This is a genomic window from Nonomuraea sp. LPB2021202275-12-8 (assembly GCF_037044575.1).
Taxonomy (GTDB): domain Bacteria; phylum Actinomycetota; class Actinomycetes; order Streptosporangiales; family Streptosporangiaceae; genus Nonomuraea.
In genome coordinates this window covers 173363-185907 of sequence record NZ_JBAHWD010000009.1, presented here as the reverse complement: position 1 = coordinate 185907, position 12545 = coordinate 173363, and the positions used below count along the sequence as shown (strand labels likewise).

Annotated in this window: 15 protein-coding genes; 13 read left to right on the top strand and 2 right to left on the bottom strand. The window is 67.8% G+C overall.

Annotated elements, in window-relative coordinates:
- Positions 1-10: 10 nt before the first annotated feature.
- The 9 genes from atpB to V5E28_RS19550 all read left to right on the top strand — a co-directional run bounded on the left by atpB (position 11) and on the right by V5E28_RS19550 (position 7414).
- The gene (atpB, locus tag V5E28_RS19590; protein WP_336208382.1) at positions 11-808 is read left to right on the top strand and encodes a F0F1 ATP synthase subunit A; all 798 of its coding nucleotides are present in this window, start codon (positions 11-13) and stop codon (positions 806-808) included.
- A 71-nt stretch (positions 809-879) separates the two neighbouring features.
- The gene (gene atpE / locus V5E28_RS19585) at positions 880-1119 is read left to right on the top strand and encodes an ATP synthase F0 subunit C (RefSeq protein WP_157249910.1); all 240 of its coding nucleotides are present in this window, start codon (positions 880-882) and stop codon (positions 1117-1119) included.
- A 28-nt stretch (positions 1120-1147) separates the two neighbouring features.
- A complete protein-coding gene (locus V5E28_RS19580; protein ID WP_336208381.1) occupies positions 1148-1705 on the top strand; it encodes a F0F1 ATP synthase subunit B in 558 nt (185 codons plus the stop codon).
- On the top strand, positions 1705-2514 hold the full coding sequence (locus V5E28_RS19575) for a F0F1 ATP synthase subunit delta (RefSeq protein ID WP_336208380.1): 810 nt from the start codon (positions 1705-1707) through the stop codon (positions 2512-2514). The genes V5E28_RS19580 and V5E28_RS19575 overlap by 1 nt, the downstream gene beginning before the upstream one ends.
- A gap of 23 nt (positions 2515-2537) precedes the next feature.
- Entirely contained in the window at positions 2538-4187 is a 1650-nt protein-coding gene (gene atpA / locus V5E28_RS19570) for a F0F1 ATP synthase subunit alpha (RefSeq protein ID WP_336208379.1), read from the top strand.
- 3 nt (positions 4188-4190) lie between these two features.
- Positions 4191-5093: a F0F1 ATP synthase subunit gamma gene (locus V5E28_RS19565; RefSeq protein WP_336208378.1), complete on the top strand. Its 903-nt coding sequence runs from the start codon at positions 4191-4193 to the stop codon at positions 5091-5093.
- 1 nt (position 5094) lies between these two features.
- Positions 5095-6543, top strand: a complete 1449-nt coding sequence (gene atpD / locus V5E28_RS19560) for a F0F1 ATP synthase subunit beta (RefSeq protein WP_336208377.1) — start codon at positions 5095-5097, stop codon at positions 6541-6543.
- A 68-nt stretch (positions 6544-6611) separates the two neighbouring features.
- Positions 6612-7013, top strand: coding sequence for a F0F1 ATP synthase subunit epsilon (locus V5E28_RS19555; protein ID WP_043616272.1), 402 nt, complete (start codon positions 6612-6614; stop codon positions 7011-7013).
- A gap of 35 nt (positions 7014-7048) precedes the next feature.
- Positions 7049-7414 carry a DUF2550 domain-containing protein gene (locus V5E28_RS19550; protein ID WP_336208376.1) on the top strand — a complete coding sequence of 122 codons (366 nt, stop codon included), beginning with the start codon at positions 7049-7051 and terminating at the stop codon, positions 7412-7414.
- A gap of 2 nt (positions 7415-7416) precedes the next feature.
- Here V5E28_RS19550 and V5E28_RS19545 read toward each other — a convergent pair whose 3' ends face one another.
- Positions 7417-8007, bottom strand: coding sequence for a cob(I)yrinic acid a,c-diamide adenosyltransferase (locus tag V5E28_RS19545; RefSeq protein ID WP_336208375.1), 591 nt, complete (start codon positions 8005-8007; stop codon positions 7417-7419).
- 127 nt (positions 8008-8134) lie between these two features.
- On the opposite strand from V5E28_RS19545, the gene V5E28_RS19540 reads away from it, so the two are divergent.
- The 4 genes from V5E28_RS19540 (at position 8135) to V5E28_RS19525 (ending at position 11719) form a co-directional block, all read left to right on the top strand.
- A complete protein-coding gene (locus V5E28_RS19540) occupies positions 8135-9031 on the top strand; it encodes an ABC transporter ATP-binding protein (RefSeq protein WP_336208374.1) in 897 nt (298 codons plus the stop codon).
- Positions 9028-10137: an ABC transporter permease gene (locus V5E28_RS19535; protein WP_336208373.1), complete on the top strand. Its 1110-nt coding sequence runs from the start codon at positions 9028-9030 to the stop codon at positions 10135-10137. The genes V5E28_RS19540 and V5E28_RS19535 overlap by 4 nt, the downstream gene beginning before the upstream one ends.
- Positions 10137-11309 carry a sensor histidine kinase gene (locus tag V5E28_RS19530; protein ID WP_336208372.1) on the top strand — a complete coding sequence of 391 codons (1173 nt, stop codon included), beginning with the start codon at positions 10137-10139 and terminating at the stop codon, positions 11307-11309. The genes V5E28_RS19535 and V5E28_RS19530 overlap by 1 nt, the downstream gene beginning before the upstream one ends.
- Before the next feature lie 92 nt (positions 11310-11401).
- A complete protein-coding gene (locus V5E28_RS19525) occupies positions 11402-11719 on the top strand; it encodes an STAS domain-containing protein (protein WP_336208371.1) in 318 nt (105 codons plus the stop codon).
- A 207-nt stretch (positions 11720-11926) separates the two neighbouring features.
- Here V5E28_RS19525 and V5E28_RS19520 read toward each other — a convergent pair whose 3' ends face one another.
- The gene (locus tag V5E28_RS19520; protein WP_336208370.1) at positions 11927-12511 is read right to left on the bottom strand and encodes a TetR/AcrR family transcriptional regulator; all 585 of its coding nucleotides are present in this window, start codon (positions 12509-12511) and stop codon (positions 11927-11929) included.
- Positions 12512-12545 lie beyond the last annotated feature (34 nt).

The window sequence follows — 12545 nt, the reverse complement described above, 5'->3', positions numbered from 1 at the left end:
GGAACGCCGCGTGAGTGCGCTGACGGTCCTAGCACCACCGGGCGACCAGTTCGGGGCGCCCACGCCTGAAGAACTGTTCACCCTGCCCCCCATCATTCCCGGGGTCGACTGGTTCACCAAGCCGGTCCTGCTCGCCATTCTCAGCTCCATCCTCGTGATCGGCTTCTGCTGGGCGGCCTTCGCCAAGCCCAAGCTCGTCCCCAGAGGCGTGCAGAACGTCGCCGAGTACGGCTACATGTTCGTGCGCGACCAGGTCGCCCGGCCGTTCCTCGGCAAGGACGCCGACCGGTACATGGGCCTGCTGGTCACCCTGTTCTTCCTGGTGCTGGTCTGGAACCTCATGGGTGTCATCCCGGTGCTCCAGTTCCCGGTCGCCTCGCACATCGCCTTCCCGGCCGTGCTCGCGGTCTCCATCTACGTGCTCAAGGTCTATCTGGGCGTGAAGCACCAGGGTGGCGTCGGCTACTTCAAGAACATGATGTTCCCGCCGGGGTTGCCCAAGCCGATCTACGTGCTGCTGGCCCCGATCGAGTTCCTCTCGAACATGATCATCGCGCCGTTCACGCACGCGGTCCGACTGTTCGCGAACATGTTCGCCGGCCACATGCTCCTCGCGTTCTTCAGCATGGTGGGCTTCTGGTTCCTGTTCGAGAAGCTGACCCCGCTCGGCGCCCCCATCGGCGTACTCGGCGTGGTCATGACGATCATCCTCACCGGCTTCGAGATGTTCATTCAGTTCCTGCAGGCATTCCTCTTCGCGATGCTGGCCGCGATGTACATCGGCAGCGCGCTGCACGCAGAGCACTGAGAACCACCTACCGGAATATCCGTGACCGGTGAGAGTCCGCTTCACCGGCCGTCCAGTAAAGGAAAACAGCAATGAGCGTTCTCGCTGAGGTCTCCGGCAACGTCACCGCCATCGGTTACGGTCTTGCCGCCATCGGCCCCGGCATCGGCGTTGGCATCATCTTCGGTCAGGGCGTGCAGGCCATCGCGCGTCAGCCCGAGGCCTACGGCCTGATCCGCCAGAACATGCTCCTCGGCTTCGTCCTCACCGAGGCTCTCGCCCTCATCGGTCTGGTCGCGCCGTTCATCTTCCAGGGCATCGGCGCCTCCTGATCACCCCCTCTGACGAAAGGCTGCGACCATGAACATGGCAGCTACGCTCCGCACGGTTGCGGCGGAGGAGGGTGCGAACCCTCTCATGCCGCACACCTATGAGCTCGTCGTCGGTATCTTCGCGTTCTTCGTCGTCCTCTTCGTCGTCGGCAGGATTCTCGTCCCGCGTATCCAGAAGACGCTGAGCGAGCGCACCGACGCCATCGAGGGCGGCATCAAGAGGGCAGAGGAAGCCCAGGCACAGGCGCAGGCCCTGCAGCGGCAGTACAGCGACCAGCTCGAAGAGGCCAGGCGCGACGCGGCTCGGCTGCGCGAAGAGGCTCGCGAGCAGGCCGCGCAGATCAAGGCAGAGCTCCGCGAGGAGGCGCAGGCCGAGGCCCGCCGTCTCGTCGAGGCGGCTCACGCCCAGATCGAGGCGGACCGCCAGCAGGCGTTCGCCCAGCTCCGCAACGAGGTCGGTCGCCTGTCGACCGAGCTGGCCGGCCGCATCGTCGGCGAGTCCCTCGAGGACGAGGCCCGGCAGCGCCGCACCGTCGACCGGTTCCTTGACGAGCTGGAGAGCTCCGACGCGCAGGCGGTGCGTTGATGCGTGGTTTGAGCAGGACTTCGCTGGCAGAGGTCGAGGAGCGCTTCAACGCGGTCGCCGCAAGCGCCGACCTTGGCACGCTCTCCGACGAGCTGTTCGCTGTCGCGGATCTGCTCGACCGGGAGCACGGCCTGCGCCGGGCCCTGTCGGACCCGGCCAGGGCCGCCGAGCAGAAGGCGCGCACGGTGCGCGCGCTGCTCGACGGCAAGGTCAGCGAGCCCGCGACCGCCACCACCGAGGCCGCGGTCTCGGCGAAGTGGTCGCGTGCCGGTGACCTGGCCGACGTGCTCGAGCGTCTCGGCGTCGTCGCCGCGGCGGCCGAGGCCGAGAGCCAGCGCAAGCTCGACGACGTGGAGGACGAGCTCTTCCGCTTCGGCCGCATCATGGCCGCCAACCCGGAGCTGCGCCGCGCACTCGCCGACGCCGCCGCCCCCGAAGCAGGCAAGCGCGAGCTGCTGCAGAACCTGCTCGGAGGCAAGGTCGCACCGACCACGCTGCGCCTCGTGGCGCAGGTGGCAGTGCATCCGCGAGGACGTAGCCTGGAAACGGGGCTGGAGGAGTTCGGCCGGCTCGTGTCGCAGCAGAGCCAGCGCCTGGTGGCGGTGGTTCGCAGCGCGGTCGAGCTTTCGGAGGCGCAGAAGCAGCGGCTCGCCGCCTGGCTGCGTTCCTCCTACGGCCGTGACGTGCACCTGAATGTCGAGGTGGACAAGCGAGTGCTCGGTGGGTTCTCGGTCCGCATCGGCGACGAGATCATCGACACCACCATTGTGGGACGAATCGAAGAAGTCCGCCGCCGGTTGGCCGGCTAGGCGAATAGGGAGACAGAGTAGAGATGGCGGAGCTTACGATCCGGCCGGACGAGATCCGGGACGCGCTTGAGCGCTTCGTCCAGGCGTACGAACCGGAAGGCGCCGCGCGCGAGGAGATCGGGACCGTCGTCGACGCCGGCGACGGCATTGCCCATGTCTCCGGCCTTCCCTCGGCGATGGCGAACGAGCTGCTCGAGTTCGAGAATGGCACGCGCGGCCTGGCACTTAACCTCGACACCCGCGAGATCGGTGTCGTGGTCCTGGGCCAATTCAGCGGCATCGAAGAGGGCCAGACGGTCCGCCGGACGGGCGAGGTCCTGTCCGCGCCCGTCGGCGACAACTTCCTCGGCCGCGTGGTCGACCCCCTGGGCAACCCGCTCGACGGCAAGGGCGCCATCGAGGCCGAGGGCCTGCGCGCCCTCGAGCTGCAGGCCCCCTCGGTAGTCCAGCGGCAGCCGGTGAAGCAGCCGCTGCAGACCGGCATCAAGGCGATCGACGCCATGACGCCGATCGGGCGCGGCCAGCGCCAGCTGATCATCGGTGACCGTGGCACCGGCAAGACCGCGATCGCCGTGGACACCATCCTCAACCAGCGCGACAACTGGCTCTCGGGCGACCCCGAGAAGCAGGTGCGCTGCGTCTACGTGGCCGTCGGCCAGAAGGGCTCGACGATCGCGCAGGTGCGTTCGCGTCTCGAAGAGGCCGGCGCGCTCGAATACACCACGATCGTCGCCGCCCCGGCGTCCGACCCCGCTGGTTACAAGTACATCGCCCCCTACACCGGTTCGGCCATCGGCCAGCACTGGATGTACCAGGGCAAGCACGTCCTGATCATTTTCGACGACCTCACCAAGCAGGCCGACGCCTACCGCGCCGTCTCGCTGCTGCTGCGCCGCCCGCCGGGCCGCGAGGCGTTCCCCGGTGACGTCTTCTACCTCCACTCCCGCCTGCTGGAGCGCTGCGCCAAGCTGTCCGACGACATGGGCGGCGGCTCGATGACCGGTCTGCCGATCATCGAGACGAAGGGCAACGACGTCTCGGCGTTCATCCCGACCAACGTCATCTCCATCACCGACGGCCAGTGCTTCCTGGAGACCGACTACTTCAACGCCGGCATCCGCCCGGCCATCAACGTCGGTATCTCCGTCTCCCGAGTCGGCGGTTCGGCGCAGGTCAAGGCGATGCGGAAGGTCGCGGGCACGCTGCGTCTGTCGCTGTCGCAGTATCGCGACCTGGAGGCCTTCGCGGCCTTCGCCTCCGACCTGGACGCGGCCTCCCGCGCCCAGCTCGACCGCGGCCAGCGCCTGACCGAGCTGCTCATCCAGCCCCAGTACTCTCCGTTCTCGGTGGAGCGGCAGGTCGTGTCGGTCTGGGCGGGCACCACGGGCGAGCTCGACGAGGTTCCGGTGGAGGACATCCGGCGTTTCGAGAGCGAGTTCCAGGACTTCATCCAGAGCACGAACAAGGGCATCTTCGACACCATCCGCGAGACCGGCCAGCTCGGCGACGACACCATCGCCGCGCTCAAGGACGCCATCACGGAGTTCAAGAAGGGCTTCACCACCTCCTCCGGCGAGCTGCTGGTGAAGGACGAGCCGGTGGCTCCCCTGGAGGCCGATGAGGTCGGCCAGGAGAAGATCCGCAAGGTCGTCCGCCCGGCGGAGAAGAAGTAGCCGATGGGTGCCCAGCTAAGGCTGCTGCGGCGGCGGATCAGGTCGGTCAAGTCGACGGCCAAGATCACGCGTGCGCAGGAGCTCATCGCCTCTTCGCGGATCGTGAAGGCGCAGATGCGGATGCAGGCGGCGCTGCCGTACGAGCGCGAGATCACTCGCGCCGTCACCGGCGTCGTCAGCAACGCGGCCAGCGTCGACCATCCGCTGACCGTGGCGAAGGAGAACCCCGTCAAGGCGGGCGTGCTCATCGTCACCAGCGACAGCGGGTTCTGCGGCGGCTTCAACGCCAACGTGCTGCGCGAGGCCGAGGCCCTGCGCGGGCTGCTGGCCAGTCGCGGCATGGAGGTCGTGCCGTTCGTCACCGGCCGGAAGGGTGTCACCTGGCACACCTTCCGCAACCGCGAGATGGGCGGCCAGTGGGTCGGCTTCTCCAGGGCGCCCTCCTACAAGGACGCCAAGCAGATCGCAGAGACGCTGATCGACTCCTTCAAGGACGAGAACGGCATCGACGAGATCCACATCGTCTCCACCGAGTTCGTCTCGATGCTCACCCAGAACGTCGTGGTCAAGCGCATCCTGCCGCTGGAGGTCGAGGAGACCGAGGCGACGGAGACCGACACGATCCCGCCGTACTTCGAGTTCGAGCCGACCGCCGGTGACGTGCTGGAGACGCTGCTGCCGCGCTACGTGGAGTCCCGCATCTTCACGGCGCTGCTGGAGTCCGCGGCCTCCGAGGAGGCCGCACGCCGCCGCGCCATGAAGTCCGCCACGGACAACGCCAACGAGCTGATCCGCGTGTTCACCATGCAGATGAACCAGGCTCGCCAGGCCGAGATCACCCAGGAAATCAGCGAGATCGTCGGTGGCGCCAACGCGCTCGCTGACGCCGCAGCGGGGAAAGAGTGAAATGACTGCAGAGGCTGTTGAGACTGTTGAGACCCCCGCGGCCGGTGCCGGCCGCGTGGCTCGCGTCACAGGGCCCGTCGTCGACGTGGAGTTCCCCGTCGAGGCGATGCCCGACATCTACAACGCGCTGACCCTCGAGGTGACCCTCGGTGGTGAGACCAAGCTCCTGACCGCGGAGGTCGCCCAGCACCTGGGCGACAACCTGGTGCGGGCCATCTCCATGCAGCCCACCGACGGTGTGATCCGCGGTGCGGCGGTCACCGACACCGGGAAGCCGATCTCGGTGCCAGTCGGCGACATCGTCAAGGGCCACGTGTGGAACACGCTCGGCGAGTCGCTGGACGTGCCGACCGCTTCTCTCAAGATCACCGAGAGATGGGGCATCCACCGCCCGTCGCCGCCGTTCGACCAGCTCGAGTCGCGCACCGAGATGCTCGTCACGGGCATCAAGGTCATCGACCTGCTCACGCCGTACGTACAGGGCGGAAAGATCGGCCTGTTCGGTGGCGCGGGCGTGGGCAAGACGGTTCTGATCCAGGAGATGATCCGTCGAGTCGCCCGCAACTTCGGTGGCACCTCGGTGTTCGCCGGTGTGGGCGAGCGCACCCGTGAGGGCAACGACCTCTGGCTGGAGATGGAGGAGGCGGACGTCCTCAAGGACACCGCGCTCGTCTTCGGTCAGATGGACGAGCCGCCGGGCACCCGTCTGCGCGTCGCGCTCTCGGCCCTGACGATGGCCGAGTACTTCCGTGACGTGCAGAAGCAGGACGTGCTGCTGTTCATCGACAACATCTTCCGCTTCACGCAGGCCGGTTCGGAGGTCTCCACGCTGCTGGGCCGCATGCCCTCGGCCGTGGGTTACCAGCCGACGCTGGCCGACGAGATGGGTGTTCTGCAGGAGCGCATCACCTCGACGCGTGGTCACTCGATCACCTCCATGCAGGCGATCTACGTGCCCGCCGACGACATCACCGACCCGGCCCCGCACAACGCGTTCGCGCACCTCGACGCGCAGACCGTGCTTTCGCGGCCGATCTCGGAGAAGGGCATCTACCCCGCGGTGGACCCGCTCGACTCCTCCTCCCGGATCCTGGACCCGCAGATCGTGGGCGAGGAGCACTACCGGGTGGCTCAGGAGACCAAGCGGATCCTGCAGAAGTACCGCGAGCTCCAGGACATCATCGCGATCCTCGGTATCGACGAGCTGTCGGAAGAGGACAAGGTCACGGTGCAGCGGGCCCGTCGTATCGAGCGGTTCCTGTCGCACCCGATGTACGCCGCCGAGGCGTTCACCGGCCAGCCGGGCGAGAACGTGCCGCTGGACGAGACCATCGCCTCCTTCAAGGGCCTCTGCGCGGGTGAGTACGACCACCTGCCCGAGCAGGCGTTCTTCATGGTCGGTGGCATCGAGCAGGCCGTGGCCAAGGCCAAGGAACTCGAGCGCCGCTAAGTCGCCCCACACGGTGGTGGTGCGGTTCGCTGCCGCGCCACCACCTGATCGGAAAGGAACCTACACAAGTGGCGAAGCTACGCGTAGGGGTTGTCTCACCCGAGCGTGAGATCTGGTCGGGCGAGGCCGACATGGTGATTGCCAAGACCGTGGACGGCGAGATCGGTATTATGCCGCAACACGCACCTGTGCTCGGTGTTCTCGTCGAGGGCGGCGTGCTGCGCGTGAAGCGGGAGGGCGAGGGTGACCTGGTCGCCGCGGTGCACGGTGGATTCATCTCCGTGGCCGACGACGAGGTCTCCGTGCTCGCCGAGGTGGCCGAGCTCGGTTCCGAGGTCGACGTCGCGGCTGCCCGTGACGCTCTCGACCGGGCCCAGGCCTCGATCGAGGCCAACCAGGAGGACGCCGACGCGGCGATCGAGGCCAAGCGTGCCAGGGCCAGGCTGCGCGCCGCGGGCGAAGAGGTCTGATCATCACGAGTTCAGGGGGCGGCATGGTAGCGACGATGGTGATCTGTGTGCTGCTGGCCGCCACCTGGGTGCTCGGGCGAGCTCTCATGCTGGCCCGTCGCGGGAGTGTTCCCTGTCGCCTGCGGGTGGGTGAGGGCGCCTGGCGCAGTGGCGTAGCCCGCTACGCCGACGGGGAGCTCCACTGGATCCCGCTCATGGGTCTGCGACTTCGGCCGCGCCACGCGATCGCGAGGCGCGGCCTGATTGTTTCTCAGCGCCGCGAGCTCGACGGTGGGCTGTTCGCGGTCGACTGTTCCGGCTCGACGCGCGACCTGTCACTGGCGATGAGCGCCGACGCGCTGACCGGCTTCCTCGCCTGGCTGGAGTCGGCGCCGCCCAGCGCCTATCTGGACGTCGCCTAGCCCTATCTGGTCCCGCCGGGCTTCCACAGGATCTCGTCGCCGCCGTGGGCGACCCTGCACAGGATGAAGAGCAGGTCTGACAGGCGGTTGAGGTAGCGGGCCGTCAGCGGGTTGGTGTCCTGGTGCGCCTCAAGGGCCGCCCAGGTGGTCCGCTCGGCCCTGCGGACGGTCACGCGGGCCAGGTGGAGAGCCGCCGTGGCAGGGTCGCCGCCCGGCAGGATGAAGCTGCGCAGCGGCTTGAGCTCCTCGTTGAAGCGGTCGCACTGCCCTTCCAGCCAGTCGACGTAGGACTGCTCGACCCGCAGGGGCGGGAACTCCGGATTGTCCGTGACCGGCGTGGCGAGGTCGGCGCCCAGGTCGAAAAGCTCGTTCTGGACGCGCACCAGGACGGCCACGATCTCGGCGGGCAGGGTGCCGTGCGACAGTGCCAGCCCCAGATGCGCATTGGCCTCCTCGACGTCCGCGTACGCCGCCAGCCGCGGATCCGTCTTCGACGTGCGGCTCAGATCGCTCAGCGTGGTCGTGCCGTCGTCTCCCGTGCGGGTGTAGATCCGGGAGAGGACGACCGGCTTGTCCTTGTCTGCGCGCGTCATGAGTTCAGCGTAATGACAAATGTCATCGCGAACGGACGCACAGCGCACCTCCGGCCGCTGATTTCCACGACTAGCAGGGCGAACGCCGCATACGGGACTATCTACTCATGACGAAGGAGAGGACCTGATGCTCGAGATCAGCGAACTGCGCAAGCGCTTCGCCGGCGGCCCAGACTCGCCGGAAGGCAAGCTCGCCCTGGATGGGATCAGCTTCGCTGTACGACCGGGCGAGATGTTCGGGTTCGTGGGGGCGAACGGCGCAGGCAAGACGACGACCATGCGGATCATCATGGGCGTGCTCAAATCCGACGCCGGCTCCGTGAGCTGGCGGGACAGGCCGCTGTCGTACACCGACCGGCAGAAGTTCGGCTACATGCCGGAGGAGCGCGGGCTCTACCAGAAGATGCGGGCGGGCGAGCAGATCGAGTACTTCGGCCGGCTGCACGGGCTGAGCCCGGAGGCGGCCAAGCAGGCGACCGACGACCTGCTCCAGCGGCTCGGACTCACCGAGCGCAGGAACGACACGGTGGAGTCGCTCTCGCTGGGCAACCAGCAGCGCGTCCAGCTCGCGGTGGCCCTGGTGCACGATCCCGAGGTGCTCATCCTCGACGAGCCGTTCTCCGGGCTCGACCCGATCGCGGTCGACGCACTGGCCACGGCCCTGCAGGAGCGCTGCCGAGGCGGTGTGCCGGTGATCTTCTCCAGCCACCAGCTCGAACTGGTGGAGCGGCTGTGCGACTCGGTCGGCATCGTCTCCGCGGGCCGCATGGTGGCCAGCGGCACGGTCGGCGAACTGCGGGCCGCGGAGAGCAGCACGCTGCGTGTCGTGGTCCGCGCCCCGGCCCCCGGCTGGGCCGACGGCCTGCCGGGCGAGGTGACCGTCACCGGTGACCGTCATGTGCTGCTGACCGCGGACGGCGACGACCAGGAGATCCTGCGCCGCGCCATGAAGGCGGGCCACGTCGAGCACTTCGGGGTCGAGCAGCCGTCCCTCACCGAGATCTTCAAGGAGGCCGTGGCGTGAACGGGTTGATGCTGGTCGCGGGCCGGGAAATCCGCACACATCTGCGGACGAAGGCGTTCCTCATCAGCCTGGCGATCACCGCCGTGCTGGTCGGCGCGCTGGCCTTCGCGCCGAAGTTCCTGGGCGGTCCCGAGTCCTTCACGCTGGGCACCGTACACTCCCAGCAGCTCCCGCTGCAGGCGGCGGCGCCCGACGCCGAGTTCGAGTGGCGCTCCTTCCCCGACGAGGAGTCGGCCAGGAAGGCCGTGCTCGCCGGGGACGTCGACGCGGTGCTGGTCAACGGCACCAAGGTGATCTCGGACGGCGAGATCGACTCCCAGCTCGGCGTGCTCATGCAGAGCACCAACAGGGAGGTCAAGCTCGGTGCGGCGGGGGTGCAGATCCCGCCCCTGACGATGGAGTCCGTGGGCGCGGACACGCGCTACCAGGCCGCGCGGACCGGCATCGCGGTGGTCCTGGTCCTGGTGCTTTTCATGCTGATCATCGGTCAGGTCATGACGGTGGCGATGGGCGTGGTCGAGGAGAAGGGCAGCCGGATCGTGGAGATCCTGCTCAGCTCCGTGCGCCCGTGGCAGCTGCTCGGCGGCAAGATCATCGGGCTTGGGGTGCTCGGCCTGATCAACCTCGCCACGATCATCGTGGTGGGCCTCGGGGCCTCGTTCGCCTCCGGCTTCGCCGCCGAGTTCCCGCCCGGCATGGCCGCGATCGTGGCGGGGGTCCTGGTCTGGTTCGTTCTCGGGTATGCCTTCTTCGCCACCATGGCGGCCGCACTGAGTTCGCTGGTCTCCAGGCAGGAGGAGGTGGGCAACGTGATGTCGCCGCTGACCATGCTCATCATGGCGGCCTACTTCGTGGCGTTCTACGCCACCACCGACCCCACCGGCACGGTGGCGACCGTCGTCTCCTTCGTCCCGCCGTTCTCCTCCATGGTGATGCCGGTGCGGATGGCCGCAGTGGAGGTGCCGCTGTGGGAGGTCGGGGTGTCGGTCGCGCTGATGGTGCTGGCCGTGCTCGGCACGCTGTCCTTCGGGGCGAAGGTCTACGAGCGGGCCGTCCTGCGCACCGGCGCCAGGGTCAAGCTCGGCGAAGTGCTGCGCGCCAAGTAATGGATCCGATCGACCGGGCACGGCGGCACAGCCTGCGGATGCTGAGCATGATCGCGGCGATGATGTGGTTGTTCATCGCCATGCGGACCGTGCTGCCGTACATCAACGGGCTTGCCCCGAACTGGCTGCGCACCGTGCCCGCGCTGATCGCGGCTGTCTGGTTCACCATGTACTACCGGCGCATCGTCGTAGCTGTGCTGGAGCGCCGGTACGCCACCAGGGAGGTCCTGGTGGCGGGCGCGCTGGCGTTGTTCGCGGCGGCGGTCGGCGGAGGCGATCCGATGAGCTGGGGCATGGTGCTCGTCGCCTGGCTGGCGGTGGCGGTGCTCGGCGTGCCGCCACTGACAGCCACGGCTCTTTCGGCCGGCACCTTCGCGGTGGGCGTCATGGTGAGCCTCGGCAACTTCCTCATCGAGCCGTCCACCGTGCTCGTCGGCGAGCACGGCCCCGCCCGCGTCCTGCTCTACGCCACCATCGTCTACGCGATCTTCTGCGCGGCCTTCCCGCCGTCCAACCGGATCTGGATCTGGATGTGGCAGCTCGCCGTCCAGGCGCAGGAGGGCAAGGAGGCGCACACCCGGCTGGCGCTCGCCGAGGAGCGGCTGCGCTTCTCCAGGGACCTGCACGACCTCGTCGGGCACCAGTTGTCCGCCATCGCGGTCAAGACCGAGCTGGCCGTCCGGCTGTCGGACACCGACGCCGCGGCGGCCAAGGCGGAGATGTCCGAGGTCAACACACTGACCAGGAAGGCGCTGCGAGAGCTGCGCCAGGCCGTGCGCGGCTACCGCGAGTTTGACTTGGCCGCCGAGCTGAATAGCGTTAAGGGAGTTCTCGAAGCGGCAGGCGTACGATGCCAGACGCATCTGCCCTACCGCGATCTGCCTTACGGCGTGGCGCCGGTGTTCGCCTACGTCGTCCGCGAGGCGGTGACGAATGTGCTCAAGCACAGCGCCGCCACATACTGCGACATCCTCGTCAGGTTCACCGACGAGGAGGCCGAGATCAGCGTACGCAACGACGGTGTCGACGGTTGGCGCGGCGACGATCTGGGCAGCGGCCTCACCGGACTGGCAGAGCGGGTGGCGGTCGTGGGCGGGAAGCTGACGGCCCGCCCGGCAGGTGACGGAGAGTTTCTCCTCCAAGCGGTCGTGTGCCTGCCGATACCTGGGTAGTGGGGGAGTGCTGGGGTTCTACCTCGGTAAATGCTCTGTGTGAGAGCACAAACACGTGGCGTGAGACAGCGTCGCGTGACTGAGGAGGTGGCATGCGCGTCCGGGGCAATCCAAGGGCACAGGTGGTGCGGATCGGCGAGCGACTCGACGCGGGCACGTCGGCGGGGGTGCGGTCGCGGCTGCACGAAGCCGTCGAAGCCGGCGAGGGCGACCTGATCGTCGACCTCTCCAAGCTGGAGATGATCGACGCCACCGGCCTCGGAGTGCTCGTGGGCACGCATCGGCTCGCGTTGAGCGTGCAACGCCGCCTCGTCCTTCGGGGGGTGCCACCGAGGATCATGCGCGTACTGGCGGTGACCCGGCTGAATCGGGTCCTACACGTCGAAGTGCCGCAGGCGGCGGTGGCCTGACGCAGCAGCGGTGGCGCTCAGGGGGGCGCCGCACGCGGCGACATATCGGAGCGGGCAGCGATCAGCCGCGGCCCGCTCCCGCTTTTCCGGCCGGATCTTTTCGGGCGCGCTTATTCATCGAATCCGGCCGGTGCATTCAAATGACAATTAACCCCCGCGCCTCACAGATCTCACATGGTGCTGTTATCACAATGCGTGATCATGTACTCACGGACCTCCGAGCGACCTGCTGAAGATGTGCACGGCGACCTCGACGAGTTCGTCGATGTCCGGCGGCCGGTCCGCGAGCAGCCATTCGATGAGCAGCTCTTGCAGCGCTCCAATTACCCCGAGTGCGACCAGGCGGCGATTCACCGCGGCGGACTCCGGTAATTCGGCCGTGGCTTCTTCGACGAGCCGGGCGAAGGAGTCGACCGCGCGCTGACGGGAGGCGGTCAGGACGTCCCCCGATCGGCGCACCTCCAGATGCATGATGCGCGCCCTGCGCCAGTCGGCGGTGGCGAACTCGATGTATGCGCGAATCCCGGCGCCCGCCTTGCCGTCCAGGGTGCCGGGCGCCTCCTGTAACGCCTTGGCCACCACGGCCAGGCTTTCCTCCACGCACCGCTCGTGCAGGGCTTGGAGGAGTTCCTCGCGGCCGCCGAAACATTCATAGAAGGCCCGGTTGGAGATGCGCGCCTCCGAGCACAGCCTTTCGATCGTCGTGGCCGCGAATCCTGGCTTCGCGTATAGCGTGTAGGCGGCCGTCATCAGCCGCTCGCGTCTGTCCGCCAGCCTTTGCTCAGCCGACATTCCCCGGTAAGACCGGTTCACATTCCACCCGTCC